Annotated in this window: 22 protein-coding genes; 13 read left to right on the forward strand and 9 right to left on the reverse strand. The window is 69.0% G+C overall.

Going from position 1 to position 23379, the window contains the following annotated elements:
• Positions 1-43: 43 nt before the first annotated feature.
• Positions 44-748 (reverse strand): peptide-methionine (S)-S-oxide reductase MsrA, encoded by a 705-nt coding sequence (gene msrA / locus AC1Q5A_RS13185; protein ID WP_492701296.1) that lies wholly within the window; start codon positions 746-748, stop codon positions 44-46.
• 127 nt (positions 749-875) lie between these two features.
• Between msrA and AC1Q5A_RS13190 the strand changes: the two genes are divergently transcribed.
• On the forward strand, positions 876-1691 hold the full coding sequence (locus AC1Q5A_RS13190) for an arylamine N-acetyltransferase family protein (protein WP_492701298.1): 816 nt from the start codon (positions 876-878) through the stop codon (positions 1689-1691).
• Here the strand turns inward: AC1Q5A_RS13190 and AC1Q5A_RS13195 are convergent.
• The 3 genes from AC1Q5A_RS13195 to AC1Q5A_RS13205 are packed head-to-tail and all read right to left on the reverse strand — an operon-like array spanning position 1688 to position 2786.
• Positions 1688-1915 carry an RNA-binding S4 domain-containing protein gene (locus tag AC1Q5A_RS13195; protein WP_492701300.1) on the reverse strand — a complete coding sequence of 76 codons (228 nt, stop codon included), beginning with the start codon at positions 1913-1915 and terminating at the stop codon, positions 1688-1690. The two genes, AC1Q5A_RS13190 and AC1Q5A_RS13195, sit on opposite strands and share 4 nt — an antisense overlap.
• A gap of 20 nt (positions 1916-1935) precedes the next feature.
• Positions 1936-2376 carry a barstar family protein gene (locus AC1Q5A_RS13200; protein WP_492701302.1) on the reverse strand — a complete coding sequence of 147 codons (441 nt, stop codon included), beginning with the start codon at positions 2374-2376 and terminating at the stop codon, positions 1936-1938.
• A complete protein-coding gene (locus AC1Q5A_RS13205; protein WP_492701304.1) occupies positions 2373-2786 on the reverse strand; it encodes a guanyl-specific ribonuclease in 414 nt (137 codons plus the stop codon). The genes AC1Q5A_RS13200 and AC1Q5A_RS13205 overlap by 4 nt, the downstream gene beginning before the upstream one ends.
• Before the next feature lie 161 nt (positions 2787-2947).
• Here AC1Q5A_RS13205 and AC1Q5A_RS13210 point away from each other — a divergent pair, with 161 nt between their 5' ends.
• The gene (locus tag AC1Q5A_RS13210) at positions 2948-4501 is read left to right on the forward strand and encodes a POT-type proton-dependent oligopeptide transporter (RefSeq protein WP_492701306.1); all 1554 of its coding nucleotides are present in this window, start codon (positions 2948-2950) and stop codon (positions 4499-4501) included.
• Positions 4502-4576: 75 nt separating this feature from the next.
• Here AC1Q5A_RS13210 and AC1Q5A_RS13215 read toward each other — a convergent pair whose 3' ends face one another.
• Both AC1Q5A_RS13215 and AC1Q5A_RS13220 read right to left on the reverse strand, forming a co-directional pair.
• On the reverse strand, positions 4577-5410 hold the full coding sequence (locus tag AC1Q5A_RS13215; RefSeq protein ID WP_492701308.1) for a DUF72 domain-containing protein: 834 nt from the start codon (positions 5408-5410) through the stop codon (positions 4577-4579).
• Entirely contained in the window at positions 5407-6201 is a 795-nt protein-coding gene (locus AC1Q5A_RS13220) for a phosphatase PAP2 family protein (protein WP_492701310.1), read from the reverse strand. The genes AC1Q5A_RS13215 and AC1Q5A_RS13220 overlap by 4 nt, the downstream gene beginning before the upstream one ends.
• Positions 6202-6352: 151 nt before the next feature.
• On the opposite strand from AC1Q5A_RS13220, the gene AC1Q5A_RS13225 reads away from it, so the two are divergent.
• Both AC1Q5A_RS13225 and AC1Q5A_RS13230 read left to right on the forward strand, forming a co-directional pair.
• Complete coding sequence (locus AC1Q5A_RS13225; protein ID WP_492701312.1) at positions 6353-8029, forward strand: serine hydrolase; 1677 nt, start codon at positions 6353-6355, stop codon at positions 8027-8029.
• 180 nt (positions 8030-8209) lie between these two features.
• Positions 8210-8728 (forward strand): DUF3761 domain-containing protein, encoded by a 519-nt coding sequence (locus tag AC1Q5A_RS13230; RefSeq protein WP_492701314.1) that lies wholly within the window; start codon positions 8210-8212, stop codon positions 8726-8728.
• A 58-nt stretch (positions 8729-8786) separates the two neighbouring features.
• Here AC1Q5A_RS13230 and AC1Q5A_RS13235 read toward each other — a convergent pair whose 3' ends face one another.
• The 3 genes from AC1Q5A_RS13235 to AC1Q5A_RS13245 all read right to left on the reverse strand — a co-directional run bounded on the left by AC1Q5A_RS13235 (position 8787) and on the right by AC1Q5A_RS13245 (position 12333).
• Positions 8787-9221: a VOC family protein gene (locus AC1Q5A_RS13235; RefSeq protein ID WP_492701316.1), complete on the reverse strand. Its 435-nt coding sequence runs from the start codon at positions 9219-9221 to the stop codon at positions 8787-8789.
• A 110-nt stretch (positions 9222-9331) separates the two neighbouring features.
• The gene (locus AC1Q5A_RS13240; RefSeq protein ID WP_492701318.1) at positions 9332-11740 is read right to left on the reverse strand and encodes a DUF3772 domain-containing protein; all 2409 of its coding nucleotides are present in this window, start codon (positions 11738-11740) and stop codon (positions 9332-9334) included.
• A gap of 104 nt (positions 11741-11844) precedes the next feature.
• Positions 11845-12333, reverse strand: coding sequence for a GFA family protein (locus tag AC1Q5A_RS13245; protein WP_492701320.1), 489 nt, complete (start codon positions 12331-12333; stop codon positions 11845-11847).
• A 106-nt stretch (positions 12334-12439) separates the two neighbouring features.
• Here AC1Q5A_RS13245 and AC1Q5A_RS13250 point away from each other — a divergent pair, with 106 nt between their 5' ends.
• From AC1Q5A_RS13250 to AC1Q5A_RS13290, 9 genes are all read left to right on the forward strand, one after another.
• On the forward strand, positions 12440-14281 hold the full coding sequence (locus tag AC1Q5A_RS13250; protein ID WP_492701346.1) for an ABC transporter ATP-binding protein: 1842 nt from the start codon (positions 12440-12442) through the stop codon (positions 14279-14281).
• 91 nt (positions 14282-14372) lie between these two features.
• Positions 14373-14798: a heavy metal-responsive transcriptional regulator gene (locus AC1Q5A_RS13255; RefSeq protein WP_492701322.1), complete on the forward strand. Its 426-nt coding sequence runs from the start codon at positions 14373-14375 to the stop codon at positions 14796-14798.
• Positions 14795-17380 carry a heavy metal translocating P-type ATPase gene (locus tag AC1Q5A_RS13260; RefSeq protein WP_492701324.1) on the forward strand — a complete coding sequence of 862 codons (2586 nt, stop codon included), beginning with the start codon at positions 14795-14797 and terminating at the stop codon, positions 17378-17380. Before AC1Q5A_RS13255 ends, AC1Q5A_RS13260 begins: the two co-directional genes overlap by 4 nt.
• Positions 17381-17481: 101 nt before the next feature.
• Positions 17482-18756 (forward strand): bifunctional tetrahydrofolate synthase/dihydrofolate synthase, encoded by a 1275-nt coding sequence (gene folC / locus AC1Q5A_RS13265; protein ID WP_492701326.1) that lies wholly within the window; start codon positions 17482-17484, stop codon positions 18754-18756.
• A gap of 77 nt (positions 18757-18833) precedes the next feature.
• Positions 18834-19844: an SPOR domain-containing protein gene (locus AC1Q5A_RS13270; RefSeq protein WP_492701328.1), complete on the forward strand. Its 1011-nt coding sequence runs from the start codon at positions 18834-18836 to the stop codon at positions 19842-19844.
• A gap of 37 nt (positions 19845-19881) precedes the next feature.
• On the forward strand, positions 19882-20514 hold the full coding sequence (locus AC1Q5A_RS13275) for a CvpA family protein (RefSeq protein WP_492701330.1): 633 nt from the start codon (positions 19882-19884) through the stop codon (positions 20512-20514).
• Between the two features lie 28 nt (positions 20515-20542).
• Positions 20543-22018, forward strand: a complete 1476-nt coding sequence (purF, locus tag AC1Q5A_RS13280; RefSeq protein ID WP_492701332.1) for an amidophosphoribosyltransferase — start codon at positions 20543-20545, stop codon at positions 22016-22018.
• 97 nt (positions 22019-22115) lie between these two features.
• Entirely contained in the window at positions 22116-22931 is an 816-nt protein-coding gene (locus AC1Q5A_RS13285; RefSeq protein WP_492701334.1) for a ferritin-like domain-containing protein, read from the forward strand.
• Positions 22932-23124: 193 nt separating this feature from the next.
• Positions 23125-23379 (forward strand): transposase domain-containing protein (locus tag AC1Q5A_RS13290; RefSeq protein ID WP_492701336.1); only part of this gene is annotated, 255 nt, incomplete at its 3' end.

The raw sequence follows: 23379 nt of genomic DNA on the forward strand, positions 1-23379 counted from the left end.
GCCGCTCCATGCAAGCCAGTGCAGGCAAGCCAGTGCGGGCAAATCAGTGCAGCTGCACCTCGACGACCTGCCGGTCTGGCTGGTACAGCGCAGGGAACAGCCGCTTCAGCTGCGCCACCTTCGGCGCATCGTTGTAGACGATGTACGGGTTGTTCGGATGGAGCTGGAAGTAATGCTGGTGGTACGCCTCGGCCGGGTAGAACGCCTGCAGCGGCACCAGCTGGGTCACGATCGGCGCGGGGAAGGCTTTCGCCGCGGCCAGCTGCGCGAGATAGGCACCGGCGATCCGCTGCTGCCCGGCATCGGCGTAGAAGATCACCGAGCGGTACTGGTTGCCGACGTCCGGACCCTGCCGGTTACGTTCGGTGGGGTCGAGCGCGACCGAGAAGAACACCTGCAGCAGCGTGCCGTAGCTGACCTGGGCCGGGTCGAAATGCACCTGCACCGATTCGGCGTGGCCGGTATCGCCGCCGCTGACCTCGTCGTAGTGCGCGGTGGCGGCATTGCCGCCGGCGTAGCCGGCGACCACCGCGCGCACGCCCCGGACGTGCTCGAACACCGCCTCGACGCCCCAGAAGCAGCCGCCGGCCAGCACCGCCACCTGCTCGCCGTGGGCGGCGGTTTTCGGCGCATCGAGCGTCGGCGCCGGGAGCGCACCGCTGGTGGCGGACACCGGCTGGCACACGCTCACGCCCAGCATCAGCAGGGCGACCAGTGGCATGACGTGGAATGTGCTGTGACGGATCATGCTGCGCCTCGCCGGAATGGCCATCGGGGCCGATACCTGTTCTTCGCCGGGCGTATGCCATCGGTTACCTGTGCGGCGACGACCGGCCGGGTACCATCATTATCTGTCGGCTTCGTGGAGTTGAGGGATGCAAGGTTCCATCGATCTGGGTGCCTACTTGAAGCGCATCGATTGGCACGGCAGCGTCGCCGCCGACCTGGCCACCTTGCGCGGCATGGCCGTGGCGCACGTGGCCGCGATCCCGTTCGAGAACCTCAACCCGCTGCTGGGCCTGCCGGTCGAACTGGATACGCCGGCGCTGGAGCGCAAACTGGTGCACGACGGCCGCGGCGGCTACTGCTTCGAGCAGAACCTGCTGTTCGCCGCGGTGCTGCGCACGATCGGCTTCGAGGTGTCGGGGCTGATCGCGCGGGTGCTGTGGCAGCACCCGGAGGATGCGATCACCGCGCAGACCCACATGTTGCTGCGCGTCGAGCTGGGGGGCATGAGCTGGCTGGCGGACGTCGGTTTCGGCGGCCAGGTGCTGACCGGTGCGCTGCGGCTGCAGGCCGACATCGAACAGCCGACCGGCCATGAGCCGTTCCGGCTGGTCGAGCGTGACGGCGAGTGGCGCATGCAGTCGCAGGTGCGCGGTCAATGGTTCACGTTGTACCGCTTCGACCTGCGGCGTTGCGAGATGGTCGACTACGTGGTGGCCAACCACTACGTCTCCACGCATCCGGCGTCGCGCTTCCCGAGCAACCTGATCGCGGCGCGCACCACCGCCGACCGGCGCATGAGCCTGCTCAACCATGAGTACACCGTGCGCCGGCTGGGCCAGGAGCCCGAGCGGCACAGCCTGCGCGACAGCGCCGAAATACGGCGCGTGCTGGAGGAGGCGTTCCTGTTGCGCCTGCCCGCGCACGCCGGTCTGGATCAGCGACTGGACGGCCTGCCGGGCTAGGCCTCGGGGTCGGCCAGCAGGTGGATCTCCACGTCGTCGATGCCGACCACCTGGCCCGCGCGGATCTTGCAGGTCTTGCGCAGTTCCACGGTGCCGTCCACGCGCACCGCGCCGCTGGCCACGATCGCCTTGCCTGCGCCGCCGCTGTCGCACAGGCCCACCAGCTTGATCAGCATGTTGAGCTCGACGTAGTCGCCTTCCAGTTCAAAATCGATGGTTTGCATGGGTGTCCGGGGTGCGGGAGTCAGGCGGCAGGGTGTTCGTCGAAGGCGCCGTCAGGCAGCGCCAGGCAGGCGAACCACGGCATGTCGTGCTCGCCGGCGAAAGTGGCGGCGTCGTCGAGGATGCCGAGCAGGATGTTGTAGTCAGCCTCCGCGGCCTGCAGCAGCTGGTCGGCGTGGTCGAACAACAGCAGGTAGCCCCAGGCCGGCATCCAGCCGAGATCGCGCAGGCAGTCGGCCAGCGCGTCCCAGTTGTGGCCGAACGTGGCCGGCAACTGCAGCGAGGCGGCGAGCCGGCGCAGCAGTTCGTCCTTGCCGTGGCAGCCGGCCAGGTCGGTGCGGCATACCCGCAGTTGCTCGCGCGCGGCGGCACGGGCCAGCCGGTCCAGGTCGCCGGCACTGACGAAGTACACCCCGTTCATGGCTGGGCGGGTCAGGTCCAGGTCGAAGCCGTGCGGACTCATCGGCCCGTCTCGAGACGGCGGAAACTGCGGTAATGATCGTCGGTGTAGTACCACACAACCGGCGGCGTGCCGCCGGTGATGATGCGCCGTGCGCCGCGATTGCGCGCGCCCGGCGTCTCCACCGTGTACTCGTGGTAGTAGCCGCGCGGCTGTTTCGGCAACAGGCCTTCGTAGTTGCCGAACACGGCGCCATCCTGGTCGTGCCCGAACGGGCCGCCGCGGGCGATCCGCTCCAGCGTGTCGTGCGCCTCGGGCGGCAGCATGTCCGCCGGTGGATTCGCGACCGCCGCCTGGCCGGGTGCGCTGGTGGTGGGTGCGACCCGGGGTTGTGGCGTCTCGCCATGGCGATTCCAGATCGCCAACGCGGCGAGGACGATTGCCAGCAGGATCAGCGACTTGAGTGGGCGCATGCAGACTCGTGGGCGGATGGAAGCGGCGCGAGCTTAGCAGGGCAGCAGTGGCCGGCGGTGCGACCGGGGCGAGGTTTCCGGGTTCCGGTATCGCAAGAAATTGCTCAAACTGCGGGATCGCACGACGCTGAAACCGCGTCGCCCCGATCCCGGAGTCGAACATGAACACCACCCCAGAGCACGCCGAGGGTCGCCTGCCGCGGCAGATCGCCTACATCATCGGCAACGAAGGCTGCGAGCGCTTTTCCTTCTACGGGATGCGCAACATCCTCACGCCGTTCCTGATCACCACGTTGTTGCTGTACCTGCCGGAAGGGCAGCGCACGCTGGCGGCGAAGGACGTGTTCCACACCTTCGTGATCGGCGTGTACTTCTTCCCGTTGCTGGGCGGCTGGCTGGCCGACCGCTTCTTCGGCAAGTACCACACCGTGCTGTGGATGAGCCTGGTGTACTGCGCCGGCCATGCCTGTCTGGCGGTCTTCGAGCACAGCCGCCTCGGTTTCTTCACCGGCCTGGGCCTGATCGCGCTGGGCGCGGGCGGCATCAAGCCGTTGGTGGCCTCGTTCGTGGGCGACCAGTTCGACCAGTCGAACAAGCACCTGGCGAAGCTGGTGTTCGACGCCTTCTACTGGATCATCAACTTCGGCTCGTTCTTCGCCTCCTTGCTGATGCCGCTGTTCCTGCATCACTTCGGCGCGGCGGTGGCGTTCGGCATTCCCGGCGCCCTGATGTTCGTCGCCACCGTAGTGTTCTGGCTGGGCCGCAAGCAGTACGTGATGCTGCCGCCGGCGCCGCCGGACCCCGACGCGTTCTCGCGGGTATTGCGCACGGCCTTGCTGACCCGTCGGCCGGGGCAGGCGCGGCCCGGCTTGTGGATCGCAGCCGCCGGCGTGCTGGCGGCGCTGGGCGGCTTCGCTTTCGTCGGCACGCTGGGTTTCGTGATCGTGGCCTGCCTGGCGCTGGTGGCGCTGATCGGCGGCGTCGGCGGCGGCGCCTGGCTGCAGATGGAGCGCGCCCGCGGTCGGCACCCGGACGCGGCGGTGGACGGCGCGCGCAACGTGCTGCGCGTGCTGGTGATCTTCGCGCTGACCACGCCGTTCTTCTCGCTGTTCGACCAGAAGGCCTCGACCTGGGTGGTGCAGGGCCACGAGATGACCATGCCGTCGTGGTTCCAGCCCGCCCAGATGCAGGCGCTGAACCCGCTGCTGGTGATGCTGCTGATCCCGTTCAACAACCTGGTGCTGTACCCGCTGCTGCGGCGCCTCGGCTACGAGCCCACCGCGCTGCGCCGGATGACCGCCGGCATCGCGTTCAGCGGCCTGGCGTGGATCGTGGTGGGCGGCCTGCAGGTGGTGATCGACGGCGGTGACCCGCTGTCGATCGTGTGGCAGGTGCTGCCATACGCGCTGCTGACCTTCGGCGAGGTGCTGGTCTCGGCGACCGGGCTGGAGTTCGCCTACAGCCAGGCGCCGGCGTCGATGAAGGGCGTGGTGATGAGTTTCTGGAACCTCACCACCACGGTCGGCAACCTGTGGGTGCTGCTGGCCAACGCGGCCGTGCGCAACGAAACCGTCACGGGTTCCATTGCCGGCACAGGGCTCAGCGTCACCGCGTTCCAGATGTTCTTCTTCGCCGCGTTCGCCTTGCTCGCCGCGCTGGCGTTCGGGTTGTATACGCGACGCTACCGCGAGGTGGACAACTACCGTTCCGATTGATTTGCGGCTGATGTAGGGCGGGCACCGCCCGCCGGTTTTTCGATGTATCACCTGGAGCGGCGGGCAATGCCCACCCTACGACATCAAATCCACGCACGACTGCAGCGCCATCGCCGCGGCGGGGTTGCGGTGCTTGGCGGCGCTGATGAAGAACACGAACACGTCGCGCGGTGGCGCTGGCGGTTGCAGTGCGGCGGCGTGCGGCAATTCGGCGATGTCGTTGCCCGCGGCCCAGGTGCGAGCGTGGCCGGCCCAGCGATCCAGCTCGGCCGGTGCGTAGCCGGCGGAGAACTCATCGGCGCTGCGCATCAGCCGCGCGTAGGCGAAGTCGCCGGTGAGGTCGGCCAGCGAAGGGTAGTCGGGCGAGTCGGTGAATACGGTGGGCACGCGATGCGTGCGCGCCAGTTCCACGTAGCGCGGGTCGAGGAAGCTGGGGTGGCGCACTTCCAGCACGTGGCGCAGTGGCTGGCCGTCCAGTGCGCGCGGCAGCGCGTCGAGGAAGGCGCCGAGATCGTTGGCATCGAATCGCCGTGATGGCGGTAATTGCCACAGGATCGGCCCCAGCCGGTCGCCCATTTCGGCCAACCCGCCGTGCACGAAGCCGCTGACGCCCTTGCCGGTGTCGGCCAGCCGCTTGCCTTCGGTGATGTAGCGCGGTGCCTTCAGCGAAAACACGAAACCGGCCGGCGTCTCCGCCGCCCACTTCGCGTAGGTCGCCGGCTTTTGCGCGCCGTAGAACGTGCCGTTGATCTCGATCGCGCGCAGCTGGCGGCTGGCGTATTCCAGCTCGCGCCGCTGCACCAGCCTGGCCGGGTAGAAGTTGTCGCGCCACGGCGCGTAGTTCCAGCCGCCGATGCCGACGCGGATGCGCGGGCCGTCATGGTCGGCGGGAGCGAACAGGTCGTTCATGGCCGTACTCCCACTGGCGGCCGGCGCAGCTGCTCGGCGGCGCCGATGCACAGTACCAGCCACGCCGCGCCCGCGGCATAGCCGGCCATCACGTCGCTGAAGTAGTGCACCTGCAGCAGGATGCGGCTGGTCCCGACCACGCCGACCAGCAGCACCGCAGCGGCGACCACCGCGCGATGGAAGCGCTGCGGCAGCAGGCGCAGCAGCACGTAGGCGAGCATGCCGTAGAACACGACGGCACCGAAGGCGTGGCCGCTGGGGAAACTCCAGCCGGGTTCGACGATGAAGCCGTGGTCGTGCAGCGGCCGTACCCGCCGGAACAGCGCCTTGAGGCCGCCGTTGATAGGCAGGATGCCGAGCAGGGCCACCACCCAGATCCCCGCCAGCCGCCAGTGCCGGTACAGCAACAGCAGCACGGCCACCACCGCGGCTGCGGGCGCCACCCACCACAGGTCGCCGAGGTGGGTGACCACGGCGATGCCGCGCAGCGCCGGCAGCGGCAACTGCGCATGCAGGTGCTCGGCCAGGCTGGCGTCGAAGCGTGCCAGCTCCCCGACCGGCTGCCTGGCGACCGCGGCGGCGATGGCGAGGAACAGCAGGGCCAGCGCCAGCAGCAGGACCAGTCCGGCCTGCCAGCGCAGCACGGTCGGCGCATCGCCGCGGGCGAGCGCATGGCGTCGCCAGTGCGCGTTGCACTGCCAGGCCAGGTCGCCGGCCAGCAGCGCCAGCAACAGCAGCAGTGCCCACAGGCGCAGGGTATGGGCGGCGATCCATTCCACCATGGGGTCCATCGGGTTCCTCGGTCGGCGATGGCCGCGCGGTGCGGCATGCTGGCGCCATGATCGGCGTTGCCGCACGCGGCGTCGAGCCGTGACTTCCAGCGCTGGCCTTGCCCCCTGGTTTGCCGCGATAGTGGCGGCCTTGCCAACCGCGGAGTCTTCGATGTCCCAGCGACCCCTCTCCCTGCGCCTGGCGTTGTGCTGCGCGCTGCTCGTTTCCGCCACCGCCGTTTCCGCGCAGGCGCCGGCCGCGAAGTTGCCGCCGCCGGTCTCCACCGGCGACACCGTGCGGCCGATGCTGCCGGCACAGCTGCAGGACTTCAGCACCTACGTCGACAACGCACGCAAGACCTTCGACGTGCCGGGCATCGCGGTGGCGATCGTCAAGGACGGCAAGGTGGTGCTGGAGCAGGGCTTCGGCCTGCGTGAGATCGGCAAGCCGGACCAGGTCGACGCGAACACGCTGTTCGCGATCGCCTCCAACACCAAGGCGTTCACCGCCGCCGCGCTGCAGCAGCTGGCCGAAGCCGGCAAGCTGAAGATGGACGACCGGGTAATCGACCACCTGCCGTGGTTCCGCATGTCCGATCCGTACGTCACCCACGAGATGCGCATCCGCGACCTGCTGGCGCACCGCAGCGGCTTGTCGCTGGGTGCCGGCGACCTGCTGTACTGGCCGCCGACTTCGTACAGCACGAAGGAAGTGGTCGAGCGCCTCGCCCGTGTGCCGATCAGGAACGGCTTCCGCAGTGGCTACGCCTACGACAACATCCTGTTCGCAGTGGCCACGCTGGTGATCGAGCAGGCCTCCGGCCAGGGCTACGCCGACTACGTGCGCGAACACCTGTTCAAGCCGGTCGGCATGGAGGAGTCGCTGGTCGACATGACCTACCTGAAACCTGGCATGGACGTGGCCACCGGCCACGCCAAGGCCGACTTCAAGGATCTCAGGCCGGTGCCGCCGATGGCCTGGCTCAACGACCCCGGCGCCGGCGGCATCTACTCCAGCGTGCGCGACCTGGCGAAGTGGATGAACGTGCAGCTGGCCGGCGGCGCCTTGCCCACGATGGGCGCCGACGGCAAGCCGGCGCGGCTGTTCTCCGAGGACAGCCAGCGCGAGATGTGGAGCGTGCTGACCCCGATCAAGGTCGGCAAGCCGCCCATCCCGGAACTGGCGCCGCTGGTGCCGAACTTCTCCGGCTACGGCGAAAGCTGGTTCCTGTCCGACTACCGCGGCAAGAAGCTGGTCTGGCATACCGGCGGCTGGCCCGGCATGGTCTCGCGGCTGACCCTGGTGCCGGAGCTGAAGCTCGGCGTGGTGGTGCTGACCAACGCCGAATCCGGCGCGGCGTTCAACGCTGTGACCTACCGCGTGCTCGATGCGTACCTGAACCCGGATCAGAAGACCGACTGGGTCGCCGCGTACGACAAGGCGGTGAAGCAATCCGAGGCCAAGGCCGACGACAGCCTGGCCAAGCATGAAGCGGCGCGCGACAAGCGCAGCAAGCCCTCGCTGGCGCTGGCGAAGTACGCCGGCACCTATCGCGACCCGTGGTACGGCGACATCGTCGTCAGCCAGGAGAACGGCAAGCTGCGCATGCGCTTCTCGAAGACGGCCCAGCTGGTCGGCACGATGACGCCGTGGCAGCACGACACCTTCACCGTGCGCTGGGACGACCGCACGCTGAATGCCGACGCCTTCGTCACTTTCAGCCTCGGCGTGGACGGCCAGGTCAGCGAGGTGCGCATGCAGCCGATCTCGCCGCTGACCGATTTCAGCTTCGACTTCCAGGACCTGCGCATGGTGCCGGTCGCGGACAAGCCGGATACCGACAAGTAATGATCGGGCGCCGGTGCCGTTGCCACCCCGCAAATTCATTCGAAGCGGCCAACGCCGAATGAATACCCTGCCGCCTTCACGTTTTGCGGTAACGATTTTGCGGCATAGTCGTTGCCGCAAGCGCCGCGGTTGGGGGGTGCTTGGGAGTGTCACCGCGAATCCACGTTGGAGGGAATCTGCATGAAATCTTCAAGTCTCGTCGCCATCGCACTGGCCTGTCTGCTGGCGATGCCGGCTGTCTATGCGCAACAGGCGTCCGCCCCGTCCGGTTCGACCGGCCAGTGCAAGGACGGCAGCTACACCAGCACCGCCACCAAGCGCGGCGCCTGCAAGGGTCACAAGGGCGTGAAGGAGTGGTACTCGGCCGCCGACAGCAAGCCGGCCAAGACGGCTGCCAAGGAAACGAAGGCGGAAGCCGCGGCAGCCGCGCCGGCTGCGGCGGCAGCACCCGCCGCTGCGGCGGCACCTGCGGCACCGGCCGCGGCGGCGCCAAAGAAGTCGTCGATGGGCTGGACCAAGCCGGCCACCGCGGCGGCGGGCGGTGGCCCGGGCATGGTCTGGGTCAACAGCAGCAGCAAGGTCTACCACTGCCCCAGCGACAAGTGGTACGGCAAGACCAAGCACGGCGAGTACATGAGCGAGGCCGACGCCAAGGCCAAGGGCAACCATCCCGAGCATGGCAAGGCCTGCACGCCGTAACGGTGCGGCCGCAATCCGCGTGAGCAGGAGGCCGGCGCAAGCCGGCCTCTTTATTCTGTCAGACCGGCCCGGGCTGCCACGGGTCGTAGCTGCCGAAGTACCACAGGTGGCCCTCCGGGTCGTGGCAGCTATAGCCGGCGCCGCCGTAGTCCTTCTCGGCGTACTCGTCGACGATCACCGCGCCGGCGGCCTTGGCCTGCCGGTAGTGCGACTTGCAGTCGCCGACGGTCACGCAGGCGCACTGCGTCTCGCGGCCGCCAATCTCGTCGGGCTGCGCGATGTGCCGGCCGAACTCGTTGTCGCGCACCTCGCCGAGCATGACCATGCCATGGCCGTAGGTGAGCTGGGCGTGTTCCACGCCGCCGTTTTCATTTTCGTGGATGGCCTGCCTCTCGAAGCCGAACGCCTTGCACAGCCAGTCGATGGCGGCGTGGGCATCGCGGTAGCGCAGGCAGGGGATGATGGTGCTGCCATGGGGATGGGGTGCCGGCATGACGGAGCTCTCTTCGGGCGGGAACTGAATGCAGGCTAGCGCGTCGGCCGTTTCCCGTCTGTCAGGCGCGGCCACCACCGCGGCGGGGGACCGTCGCGATGGAGGTCACCTCAGCCGGTGTGCTCGTCCTCTTCCGGCAGCGGCGGCAGCGTTCGCACCAGCATGCTCTGCGGGCTGGTCATCGGCAGTCCTTCGTTGCGCAGGGATTCGAGGATCTCGAACAGCAGCTCGCTCTTCACGCCGCTGACCTCGCGCGGGCTGCCGACGTAGGCCACGCAATTGAACGTCATCACGCCGGTAGCGACGCTTTCCAGCTGCACGTACGGCGCCGGCGCGGACAGCGTGTCGCGGTGCGCGCGCAGGATCCCCAGCACCAGTCCGCGAACCTTGCCGGCATGGGTATCCAGCGGCATCGGCAGCTTGATCTGCACCCGCCCCTGCGCGTTGGCCAGGGTTACGTTGCGCACGTTCTGGGTGATCAGCTGCGAGTTCGGCACGATCACGGTGGAGCGGTCCCACATCTGGATCTCGGTGGCGCGCACGTTGATCCGGCGGATGTCGCCCTCGACGTCGCTGCTCAGGCTGACCCAGTCGCCCACCTTCACCGGCCGCTCGACCAGCAGGATCAGGCCGGAGATGAAGTTCTGCACGATCGCCTGCAGGCCGAAGCCGATGCCCACCGACAGCGCGCTGACGATCCACGCGATGCTCTTCAGGTCCACGTGCAGCGCGGCCAGCGTCAGCACGAACACCAGCATGCCGCCGAGATAGCCGAGCAGGGTCACGATGGACTCCTGCATGCCTTTTTCCATGGCGGATTTCGGCAGCAGCTGCTCGCGCAGCCAGCGCTTGAGCGTGCGCAGCACGAACAGTCCCGCCACCAGCACCAGTACGGCGCCGAAGATGCTGCCCGGGTCGATCGCCAGTTCGCCGAGCCTGAAGCTGCCCAGGGTCTGTTCGGCGCTCGCCAGCAGGTCCTTGGGGCCGGCGCCGAAGGGCGTCAGCACGGTCGCCATCGCCAGCAGCACCAGCCCGACGCGGCAAATGCCGGCGAGCAGGACGGCGGTCTGTTCCAGCGCGTGCGGCGCCAGATCGAAGCCGGCCTGCAGTCGCTGGCCGCTGCGCCCATTCGGCGACAGCAGGGTGTTGATCAGGTCGGTGAGCAGCTGGATCAGCAGGTACACCGTGGCTACGATCACGCCGATCCAGAGCATCTGCACGGCGACGAAGAACGCCAGTGCGATGAAGCCGGTGGCCACGCCCAGCCAGCTGATCGCCACGCCGAGGGTGGCGGCGGCGGCGAGCAGGCCAATCCATACCGGCCGCTGCTCCCGCTCGGCGTCGCCGGTGGCCAGTTCGCGGCGACTGCGCCGCATGCGCAGCAGCGCCGCGCCGATCAGTCCGCTGATGACCAGGGCGAACAGGCCGCGCGTGGTCACGGTGGCCGGCAGGCTGCTGCCGATCGCGCGGCTGATGCGGTCGAACAGGCCGAACAGCAGTGCCGCCGCGGCCAGCAGCCAGGGGATCGGCCGCAGCCGCTGCGCCGCCAGGTCCGACAGCGCCGGCAGGCGCCAGGAAGGCCGCTGCACGGAAAGCAGCGCCCGCCCGAGTCCGGTCACGTAGGCAGCGAAGCACACCAGCCTGACCGCGTTGGTGGCCAGCGCGGCGAGATCGTCGTCGAGGATGTCGTTCCAGTTCAGCCCAAGATAGGCAAGTTGTGCGGCCAGCCCGGTGGTGAGGACGGCGGTCAGCGCCACCGCGGTGGCCATCGCACTGCGCCGCAGATGGCCGTCCGGTACGCAGCGCGCGGCCAGCATCAGCAACAGCCGTTCCAGCACCCGGCGACCGCCGCCCAGCAGCAGCGCGGCAGCGATCAGGCACCATACCAGGGGCTGCCGGTTCGGCGGCTGCCATGCCTGCGCCACGGCCACGGCGAAACGCGAGCCGAGGCGGTTGATTCGCGCCGTGTCGTCCGGAAACGCGCGTACCGGATCGGCCCAGAACGTGCGGCTGAACGGCGTCGCCGTGCGCGAGGCCAGCCGCGCCTGGAACTCGTCGTTGCGCAGGCCGCTGATCTGCGCCGCCAGCTGCGTCGCGCCCTGGCCGAGCAGTTGCGCCTGCTTGATCTGCGCGTCGAGATCGGCCTGCGCCTTGTCCAGCTTGCGGCGCTGCACGGCGACCTCCGGGGCTTCCGCCGGTGCGCCCTTGGCGGGGGGCGGACCCAACACGGCAAGCTGCGCCTGCAAGGCGGTCATCTGCGGCGCCAGGCTGGCGGCCAGCTGACGCGCCTGGTCCTGCACGCCAAGCGCGGTGCTGCGCAGGTCGGCCAGCGGCGTCCCGGACTTGTTGTCCTTCAGTGCGGCCTTGACGGTGTCGAGCTGGCTACCCAACTGGTCCAGCGTTTGCGCCGGGGTCGCCGCCGACGCGGCAGCCGGGGGTTGATCGTTGTCCTGGGCACGCGACGCGGTGCTGCCGACGGCCAGCAGCAGGAACAGGAGGCAGCGGAACAGGATAGACATCCGCCCATGATCGGAGCGCCGCCGCGAGCGGTCAATCGCGCCGGGCGGATAAGCGGTTGTCTCCGCGGCTGGCGTTCAGACTTGGCGACATGCGCCGATGCGGCTCATGCCGAGGGCCTCGCTGCCCGCAAGGCGGCGCGCCGTTCCAGGCTGGCCGCTGGCCACGCCTGCTCGATCTCATAGAACTCCGCCACGGCAGGCACTCCTGGCGGCAACACCACCCACGGCTGCCTGGTCGAGGTGTAGATATGGACGTCCGGCGGCAACCGCCACGGTTCGGCCAGCGTACCCACCCGCACGAAGGCCACCGCCTTGCCGCCGCCGGGGTAGTGGCTCCACAGCGCCACGTGGCAGTTTGCGCAGCGCGCGATCCGCTGGCCCTTGCCGCTTGCCGACGGCGTGTCGACCATCGCCGGCTCGCCCTGCAGCAGCTCCACCCGATCGGTCTCGATCATGGCGTTCAGCGCGAACGCGCTGCCGGTCTCGCGCTGGCACCAGCTGCAGTGGCAGCAGTGCACGAACAGTGGCGCGCTGGCCAGGCGATAGCGGATCGCGCCGCAGGTGCAACTGCCTTCAAAGGTCTCGATGGTCATGTTGCTGGTCCCGCGTGGTCACGACGGAGAGAGGGCGCATCGTCACACCGAGTCGTCCGGGCTTCAAGCACAATGGCGGCCCCCCGCAAGTCCGGAATGTCCCATGATCTTCCGCTGGTTCGAATCCCTGATCGACGCGTTCAAGGAACCGGCCGACGGCATGCCTCCGACCTCGGTGTGGCGCTTCTACGCGTTCTACCTGCGCCAGGTGTGGCCGGTGTTCGCGGTGGCGATCGCGGTGGGTTTCGTGGTGGCGATCGTCGAGGTGTCGCTGTTCGGCTTCATCGGCCGCATCGTGGACATGGCCAAGGGCGCGCCGGCGGCGGATTTCTTCCGGCAGCATGGCAATGAGCTGTTGTGGATGGGTTTCGTCGCCTTGATCGTGCGGCCGCTGGCGATCGGTGTGCACGACCTGCTGGTGAACCAGGCGATCGTGCCCAGCCTGACCAACCGCATCCGCTGGCAGAACCACCGCTACGTGATCCGCCAGAGCCTGGGTTTCTTCCAGAACGACTACGCCGGCCGCATCGCCAACCGCATCATGCAGACCGGCGGCGCGCTGCGCGAGTCGGCGGTGCAGATCGTCGACGCGATCTGGTACGTCACCATTTACACCGGCAGCGCGATCGTGCTGTTCGCGCAGGCGGACCTGTGGCTGGCGGCGCCGCTGGTCGCATGGGTGTTCGCCTATGTCGGCCTGCTGGCGTTCTTCATCCCGCGCATCAAGCAGCGCTCGTGGCTGGCTTCGGAGGCGCGCTCCAAGCTGATGGGGCGCATCGTTGACGGCTACAGCAACGTGCTCACGCTGAAGCTGTTCGCGCACACCCGGCGCGAGGAAGCGTATGTGGCCGACGCGATGGCCGAGCAGACCGACAAGCTGCGCCGCATGACCCGCGTCACCACCGCGCTGGATGCCAGCATCACCACACTCAATGGCTTCCTGATCGTGGGCACCTCGGCGCTGGCGCTGTGGCTGTGGAACGAGGGCCGGGTAACGGTGGGGGCGATCGCGCTGTCGACCGGGCTGGTGATCCGCATCAACAACATGTCCGGCTGGATCATGTGGGTGGTCAACGGCATCTTCGAGAACGTGGGCACGGTGCAGGATGGCATCACGACGATCTCGCGGCCGCGCGCGGTGCAGGACCGCAAGGGCGCGATGCCGCTGGAGGTGACCAGCGGCGCGGTGCATTTCCACGATATCCACTTCCACTACGGCAAGCAGGGCGGGGTGATCGCGGGACTGGAACTGGCGGTGCGCGCGGGGGAGAAGATCGGCCTGGTCGGCCCGTCCGGCGCGGGCAAGTCCACCCTGGTCAACGTGCTGCTGCGGCTGTACGACCTGGAGGCGGGGCGCATCCTGATCGACGGACAGGACATCGCCGGCGTCACCCAGGAAAGCCTGCGTTCGCAGATCGGGGTGGTGACCCAGGACACTTCGCTGCTGCACCGCTCGATCCGCGACAACATCCTCTACGGCCGTCCTGACGCCAGCGCGGCGCAGATCGCGGAGGCCGTGCGCAAGGCGCGTGCCGACGAGTTCATCCCGACGCTGGTCGATGGCGAAGGCCGCACCGGCTACGACGCACTGGTGGGCGAGCGCGGCGTGAAACTGTCTGGCGGCCAGCGCCAGCGCATCGCGATCGCCCGCGTGCTGCTGAAGGATGCACCGATCCTGGTGCTGGACGAGGCCACCAGCGCGCTCGATTCCGAGGCCGAGGCGGCGATCCAGGACAGCCTCGACCTGCTGATGCAGGGCAAGACGGTGATCGCCATCGCGCATCGCCTGTCCACCATCGCGCGGATGGACCGCCTGGTGGTGCTGGACAAGGGCCATATCGTCGAGACCGGCACGCACGCCGAGCTGATCGCACGCGATGGCCTCTACGCGCGACTGTGGCGGCGCCAGACAGGCGGCTTCGTGGCGGTCGAGGATACGGTCGCCTAGAGGTGCTGGTGCCGAGTTAAGGAGCCTTCGACACGATTGGCCGCACCTGGCGCTTGACTCTTGACCTTGATCAAGGGTCTAGACTTGTTCCATGAACGTACAAACTCCCCCCCTGACCATCGGTGCCGTCGCCAAGCGCGTCGGCGTGGCGATCGACACGATCCGCTACTACGAGCGCGAGGGCCTGCTGCCCGAGCCGCAGCGGCGCGCCTCGGGCTACCGCAGTTATGGCGCTGGCACCATCGCGCAACTGCGCTTCATCCGGCGCGCCAAGGAGCTCGGCTTCACGCTGGAGGAGATCCGCGAGCTGCTGGCGTTGTCGGCGGATCGCCAGCGCGGGGTGAAGGCGGTGAAGCAGCGCGCGGAGAAGCGGCTGGCGGCGATCGAGCAACGCATCGCCGAGCTGCAGCGGGTGCGTGACGGTTTGGCGGAGCTGATCGCGTCGTGTCCGGGCCATGGTGCGCCCGAGCATTGTCCGATCCTGCGTGCATTGGGCAACGACGAGGTGAAGTCATGAGCGGACAAGGTTCCTGCTGCGCGGGCGGCGACAAGCCGGCGGCCGACGCGGCGATCGATCCGGTGTGCGGGATGGCGGTGGATCCGGCGACGGCGAAGCACCTCGGCACGCACGACAGGCAGACGTTTTATTTCTGCAGCGCGGGTTGCAAGGCGAAGTTCGATGCGTCGCCGGCGACCTATGCAAAGGAAAACGTGGCTGCAGGCTGCTGTGGCGACAAGCCGGCGACACACGATCACGCGCACCACGACCACACGCATCACCAGCATGTCCACCATGAGCATGCGCCTGCCGTGAAGGACTCGGTGTGCGGCATGACGGTGGATCCGCAGACGGCGAAATACCACGCCGGGCATGGCGGCCGGACGTACCACTTCTGCTCCGCGCGTTGCCGCGAGAAATTCACGGCCGATCCGTCGGCGTATCTGCAGGATCGTCCAGCGACGCCCCCGCCGGCGCCGCCCGGCACGATCTACACCTGTCCGATGCACCCGCAGATCCAGCAGGTCGGCCCCGGCCATTGCCCGATCTGCGGCATGGCACTGGAACCGATGATGCCGACGCTGGAGGAGGATGACGGCGGCGAGCTGTCGTCGATGACGCGCCGCTTCTGGTGGCTGGTGGCGCTGACCGTGCCGGTGTTCTCGCTGGCGATGGGGCCGCACCTGCTCGGCTGGCACCTGCCGGCGCCATGGGATGGCGTGGCCGGCTGGGTCGAGGCGTTGCTGGCCAGCGTGGTGGTGCTGTGGGGCGGTTCGCCGTTCTTCGCGCGCGGCTGGCGCTCGCTGAAGCCGTGGCGACCGAACATGTACACGCTGATCGCGCTGGGTACCGGCGTGGCGTGGCTGTACAGCGCGGTGGCGTTCCTGTTGCCGGGGGTATTCCCGGACGGCTTCCGCGACGCTCACGGCCGGGTCGCGGTGTACTTCGAGTCGGCGGCGGTGATCGTCACCCTGGTCACCTTGGGCGATTTCCTGGAACTGCGCGCGCGCCGACGCACCGGCGCGGCGCTGAAGGCGCTGCTGGGGCTGGCGCCGAAGACGGCGCGGCGCATCGCGGCCGACGGCAGCGAGAGCGACGTGGCGCTGGACGAGGTGCATGCCGGCGACGTGCTGCGCGTGCGCCCCGGCGAGAAGGTGCCGGTCGACGGCGTGGTGCTGGAAGGCGAGAGCCATGTCGACGAGTCGATGCTCACCGGCGAACCGATGCCGGTGGCCAAGGCCTCGGGCGATCCGGTGACCGGCGGCACGGTGAACCAGGACGGCGCGCTGACCATGCGCGCGCAGAAGGTCGGCGCCGAGACGATGCTGGCGCAGATCGTGGCGCTGGTGGCGCAGGCGCAGCGCAGCCGGGCGCCGCTGCAGCGCGTGGCCGACCAGGTGGCGGCGTGGTTCGTGCCCGCGGTGGTGGCGATTGCGCTGCTGGCGTTCACGGCGTGGGCGATCGTCGGTCCGCAGCCGCGGCTGGCGCACGCACTGATCGCCGCCGTGTCGGTGCTGATCATCGCCTGTCCGTGCGCGCTGGGCCTGGCCACGCCGATCTCGATCATGGTCGCCAGTGGCCGCGGCGCGCAGCATGGCGTGCTGTTCAAGGACGCCGGCGCGATCGAGGGCCTGCGCGAGATCGATACCCTGGTGGTCGACAAGACCGGCACGCTGACCATGGGCAAGCCGGCGCTGACCGAACTGGCGATCCTGGGCGGCCAGCCGCGCGAACGGCTGCTGGCGCTGGCTGCCGCGCTGGAGCGGCCGAGCGAGCATCCGCTGGCGCGGACGATCGTGGCTGCCGCCGATGCCGAGGGTGTGGCGACACTGGCGGCGACGGATTTCCGTTCGCTGACCGGTCGCGGCGTCAGCGCAAAGGTGGACGGCAGCACGGCGGCGCTGGGCAACGCGAAGCTGATGGCCGAGTCGCATGTCGCGATCGGTGACGAGGCCGGCGCCCGCGCCGAACAGCTGCGCGGGCAGGGCGCCACGGTGATGTTCCTGGCCGTCGACGGCGCACTCGCCGCCTTGGTGGCCGTGGCCGACCGGGTCAAGCCCGATACGCCGGCGGCGATTGCGGCGCTGCACGCGGCCGGCCTGCGCATCGTGATGCTTACCGGCGACAACGCCACCACCGCGCAGTCGGTGGCGCGCACGCTCCGCATCGACGAGGTGCATGCCGACGTCTCGCCGGCCGACAAGGCGGCGGTGGTGAATCAGCTCAAGGCTGCCGGCCGCCGCGTGGCGATGGCCGGCGACGGCATCAACGACGCGCCGGCGCTGGCCGCCGCCGATATCGGCATCGCGATGGGCAGCGGTACCGACGTGGCGATGGAGAGCGCGTCGGTGACTCTGGTGAAGGGCGAGCTGGGTGCGATCGTGCGTGCGCGCAAGCTGTCGCAGGCGACCGTGCGCAACATCCACCAGAACCTGTTTTTCGCCTTCATCTACAACGCGGTCGGCGTGCCGCTGGCGGCCGGCGTGCTGTACCCGTGGTTCGGCATCACGCTGTCGCCGATGATCGCCGCGCTGGCGATGAGCCTGAGCTCGGTGTCGGTGGTGAGCAATGCGCTGCGGTTGCGCAAGGTGAGGTTGTGAGAACCCGGTCGCGCGGGGCGGGGTTCATGGTGGCGGCATGCATTCGCTCGGTCGAAATGATGCTTTAAGCTTCGTGCTTCCCGTTTGCATGAAGCCACTGCATGAGTCGCACCCTCGCCGAATGGCTGGCGTATCAGGAACGCGTCAACGTGCACAGCATCGAGCTGGGGCTCGATCGCGTGCGCGAGGTATGGCGGCGGATGGGCGCGCCGGCCCCGGCGAAGCGGGTGATCACGGTCGGCGGCACCAACGGCAAGGGCTCCACCGTCGCCTTGCTGGAGGCGATGTTGCGTGCCGCCGGCCTGTGCGTTGGCGCGTTCACCTCGCCGCACCTGCTGGCCTACAACGAGCGCGTGCGCATCGACGGCGCGGACGCCGATGACGCCGCGCTGGTCGCCTCGTTCGAGCGGATCGAGGCGGCGCGAGGGGAGATTCCGCTGACTTATTTCGAGTTCGGCACGCTGGCCGCCATCGACCTGTTCGCCGGCGCCGGCGCCGACGTGGCGGTGCTGGAGGTGGGGCTGGGCGGGCGGCTGGACGCGGTGAACATCATCGACGCCGACGTGGCGGTCATCACCACGGTGGACCTTGACCACATGGACTGGCTCGGCCCGGACCGCGACAGCATCGGCCGCGAGAAAGCCGGCATCGCGCGGGCCGGGCGGCCGGCGATCGTGGGCGAGGCGGCTCCGCCGGCCGGCCTGCTCGATGCGCTGGCCGAACGCGGCGCACGGGTCGAGCGGGCGGGCATCGACTTCGACGTCGAGCGGCACACGGACGGCTGGCGCTGGCGGCATCGCGACGGCATCGCGATGGAATTGCCCGAACCCGCGCTGGCCGCGCCGGTGCAGTTCGCCAACGCGGCGGCGGCGGTTGCCGCGCTGCATGCGCTGGACGGCGACCTGTTCATGCCCAGCACGCTTTTCGCGGCGGCGTGCGCTGGCCTGCACGAGGTGCGCGTGGAGGCCCGGCTGCAGTCGCTCGGCGGCGATCCCGAGCTGATCGTCGACGTGGGCCACAACCCGCAGGCCGCGCGCGCGCTGGCCGGGTGGCTGGACGTCCAGCCGCCGGTGCGGACGCACGCGGTATACGGTGCGCTGGCGGACAAGGACGTGGCCGGGGTGATCGGCGCGCTCGGCGCGCGCATCGGCCATTGGCACCTGGCTGGGCTGGACCGGGCGACGCCGCGGGGCCTGGCCGTGGGCGCGCTGGCCGCGATCCTGCGGCAGGTCCTGCCGCAGGCCTCGTTCGACGCCCACGCCGACGTAGCCGCGGCGCTGGCGGCGGCTCGCGCAAGCGCGCAACCGGGCCAGCGCATCCTGGCGTTCGGCTCGTTTTTCGTGGCCGCTGCGGTGCTGGCTGAACGCAACGGCTGAGGACCACGCATGGCGTCCGGCGCCGGCAGGTATAATCGCGCCGTTGTGCATCGCGTTTGCCGCCGTGGAGCGAAAACTTGAAAACACGCCTGCTGGGAGCCGCCGTCCTGATCGCGCTGGCGGTCCTGTTCGTGCCGATGTTCTTTTCCAGCACCCCGCCGGCACCCGGCGGCGACCAGGCGGTCAGCCTGGCGATTCCGCCGGCGCCTGACCGCGACCTGCAGACCCGCACCATGAGCCTGGCTCCGGACGCCGCGAAAGGCGCATCCAGCGCCGCCAGCCAGCCTGTGCAGACGGTTGCGCCGGCGCAGGGCGAGCGGCTGGCTACGGTGGAGATCGGCTCCAGCCGCCCGCGTGACGTGGAGACCGACCCCGAAGCCGGCAAGCCGCCGCAGCCGACCCGGATCATCCCCGGCTCGGGCGCTTCGCCAAGCCAGCCGGTAATCCCTCAGCAGGCCAAGGCGGACACCAGCGCCCCGGTGGCCAGGCCGCTGCCGGTGGCGACCGCCACGCCGTCCAGGCCGGTGCCGGCGGCCGTGACCGGGCCGAGTGCGCCCGCCGTGGGACGCGGCAGCTATACGCTCAACCTCAGTGCCTATGCCAGCGCCGAGGGGGCCGCGAACCTGGAGCGCCGCGTGCGTGCGCTGGGCTATCCGGTGACCGGGCGTACGATCACCCAGGCCGGCAAGCCGCGCACCCTGGTCCTGGCCGGGCCGTTCGAGACGCGGACCGCCGCCGAAGCGGCGCGGCTGAAGATCACCGGGTCGATCCCCGGCGTGCCGGCCCGGCTGGAACAGGACGCCAGCCAGGACAACGCGGCGGCGACGCCCGCCGCTGCCACGACCGCCAGGGCGGGCGGCTGGGCGGTGCAACTGGCGGCGGTGAGCGACCAGGCCGACGCCAATGCACTGCGCGACAAGCTGCGCGCGAACGGCTTCGACGGCTTCGTCGACTCGGTACAGTCCGGCGGCAAGCAGCTGTGGCGCGTGCGGGCCGGCCCGCAGACCCAGCGCAGCGATGCACAGCGCCTGCACGACCAGATCAAGGCAAAGCTCGGCATCGACGGCAACATCGTCGCGGTGCCCTGAACGTGCCGGCGCCAGCGATGACCAGCCAGGCAGGCCGATGAACGGGACCGACTACATCATCCTCGGCGTGCTGACCCTGTCGGTGCTGGTCGGATTGTGGCGTGGTCTCATTTCCGAGGTGCTGGCGCTGGCGATCTGGGTCGGCGCGTTCTGGGTGGCGTGGATGCTCGGCCCGGCCGCGGCAGCGCGCCTCGAGCATGTCATCGCGTTGCCGTCCGCGCGCTACATCGTCGGCTACGGGTTGTGCTTCGTGATCGTGCTGATCATCGGTGCGCTGCTGCGTTTCGCGATCGGCAAGCTGGTCGAGGGCACCGGCCTGTCCGGCACCGACCGCCTGCTCGGCATGCTGTTCGGTTTCGCCCGCGGCGTGCTGCTGGTGAGCCTGCTGGTGTTCCTGGTCGGGTTCACCGCGTTCACGCGCGACCCCTGGTGGCAGCAGTCGGTGCTGCTGCCACGATTCCAGCACATCGCAGCGTGGTTGGGCCAGCAGGTACCGCCCGGTGTGCGCGAGTACATTCATGCGCCGGTCGCGCTGGGGCACCTGCCCAGCTTGCCGTTGGCACTTTCGAACCCCATATCGGGCACGACGCCCAACCCGGCGGCCAGTACGGCTCGTCCGGCATCGCCGGCGGCTGCGGCCAGCGCGCTCCGCCCGCCCCGGACTCACTGAATACCTCTCCCGAAGCAGGCAACAAACCATGTGCGGAATCATCGGCATCGTCGGTACCACCGAAGTGGCATCGGCGCTTTATGACGGACTGACGGTGCTGCAGCATCGCGGCCAGGACGCGGCCGGGATCGCCACGGTGGACGGCGCGCGGCTCCGACTGCACAAGGGCAACGGGCTGGTGCGCGACGTGTTCGGGCAAACCGCGATGAGCGGCCTGCGCGGGCGCATCGGCATCGGCCACTGCCGCTACCCCACCGCCGGCTCGGAAGGCTCGGCCGAGGCGCAGCCGTTCTACGTCAACTCGCCCTACGGCATCGCGTTCGCGCACAACGGCAACCTGGTCAACACCGACGCGCTGCGCCGCGATATGTTCCAGGACGACCGCCGCCACATCAACACCGATTCCGATTCCGAGGTGCTGCTGAACGTGCTGGCGCACGAGCTGCAGATCCAGGGCCGGATGGAGCTGACTCCGGACCAAATCTTCAAGGCGGTGGCCGGCGTGCACGCGCGCGCGCGCGGCGGTTACGCCTGCATCGCCCTGCTGCTGGGCTACGGGTTGATTGCGTTCCGCGACCCGCACGGCATCCGCCCGCTGGTGCTGGGCGAACGGGTCAGCGCGGAAGGTCGCGAGTACGCGGTGGCGTCGGAGTCGGTGGCGCTGGACATCCTCGGCTTCAAGCGGATCCGCGACGTGGCGCCGGGCGAGGCGGTGATCATCACTGACGACGGCCAGCTGCACAGCCGCCGCTGCGCCGAGGGCGTGCCGCACACGCCGTGCATCTTCGAATATGTGTACCTGGCGCGCCCCGACTCGATGATCGAGGACGTCTCGGTGTACAAGGCGCGCCTGCGCATGGGTGAGAAGCTGGCCGAGAAGATCCTGCGCGAGCGGCCCGACCACGGCATCGACGCGGTGATCCCGATTCCCGACACCGCGCGCACCGCGGCCAGCGCGCTGGCCGGTGCGCTCGGCGTGCCGTTCCGCGAGGGCTTCGTCAAGAATCGCTACATCGGCCGCACCTTCATCATGCCGGGGCAGGGCGAGCGGGTGAAATCGGTGCGCCGCAAGCTCAACGCGATCGACCTGGAATTCCGCAAGAAGAACGTGCTGCTGGTCGACGACTCGATCGTGCGCGGCACCACCTCGAAACAGATCATCCAGATGGCCCGCGACGCCGGCGCGAAGAACGTCTACTTCGCTTCCGCCGCTCCGCCGGTGCGCTATCCGAATGTCTATGGTATCGACATGCCGTCGGCCTCGGAACTGGTCGCTGCCGGGCGCACGGAGAAGGAGATCGAGCAGACGCTGGGCGCCGACTGGCTGATCTACCAGGATCTCAAGGACCTGGTCTGGGCGGTGCAGGACGGCAACGAGGAGTTGAAGCAGTTCGATACTTCCTGCTTCTCCGGCGAATACGTCACCGGGCTGGACCAGCATTACCTGGAGCAGATCCAGATGCTGCGTTCGGACGATGCCAAGGCCGCGCGGCGCAGCGCGTAATGAAAGGCAGCGGAGTGCAGAGCAGCGGGAAACGAGTGGGAGTCGTCTCCGCTCGCCTTGACTCGTAGCCCGCTGCTGCGCATCCACTTCCCGCCATATGGATCTTCACGCTGCCGCCAAGGCCTGCCTCGACGCCACCGAGCCGGCCGAGAAACTGCGCCTCACGCATGCGACCTGGGCGGCCTTCCTGGCCGGCGAACTGCATGCCGATCCGGCATCGCCGTCGCCCGTGCCGATCGGGCTCCCCGGCCGCCCCGCGAAACCGCAGCTGGTCAGCGCCCGCCAGTTGCCGCAGCGCGGGCTGGGCAGCGACGAGGGCCGCGCAGCGCTGGTGCATGCGGTGGCGCATATCGAATTCAATGCGATCGACCTGGCCTGGGACGCGGTCTACCGCTACCGCGGCAAGCCGGCGGCGTACTACCGCGACTGGGCCAGCTGCGCCCACGACGAGGCACGCCATTTCATACTGCTGTCCGAACGGCTGGCCGAGCTGGGCCATGCCTACGGCGACTTCGATGCGCACAACGGCCTGTGGGAGATGGCCGAGAAGACCGCCGACAGCGACACGGCGCGGATGGCGCTGGTGCCGCGCGTGCTGGAGGCGCGCGGGCTGGACGTGACCCCCGGCATGATCGAACGACTGCGCGGACTCGGCGACGAACGCACGGTGGCGATCCTGGAGGTGATCCTGCGCGAGGAAGTGGCCCACGTCGCCGCCGGCACCCGCTGGTACCGCCATTGTTGCGAACGCGACGGCATTGAGCCGATCGAGACGTTCTTCGACCTGCTGCGCGACTACATGGGTGTGAACCTGCGCGGGCCGTTCAACCGCCCGGCGCGGCTGGAGGCCGGTTTCCTGGAAGCGGAGCTGGACCGGCTGGCGGCGCTGTCGCCGATGGCGCCGATGGCGTAGGGTGCCACTGCCCGCCGGTTTTTGATCTGCGGCTGACGAGAGCGGCGGGCGGCGCCCGCCCTACGGAACGCAGCAGCTCGCCAGGCTTTGACCGATAAGTGAGCCATCCCGAACGCAGGCATGAAAAAGCCGGCTTTGCGCCTAATGCCAGTCAGTTAAGGTATTGACGTAACGGGAATGACCCAAGAGGCTCATGCTTTTCCATGAGCCTCTTGCTTTGATCTCAGCGCTGCAAACCGACTTGTGCTCGGTAACGAGGTTATCCCCGGAGGCGTTCGATCGTTTCGGGCAGCTGATTCCTGCGGATTGGATCGAGCACGCCCTGCAGGCCACCGGCACGGCCTCGCTACGCCGTCGCCGCCTGCCTGCCGACCGGCTGATCTGGTTGGTCATCGGGCTGGCCTTGTTTCGCAACGAGCCGGTATGGCACATCGTGCGCCAGTTGGGC

This window comes from Rhodanobacter sp. GW835-FHT13D09, from assembly GCF_058793995.1.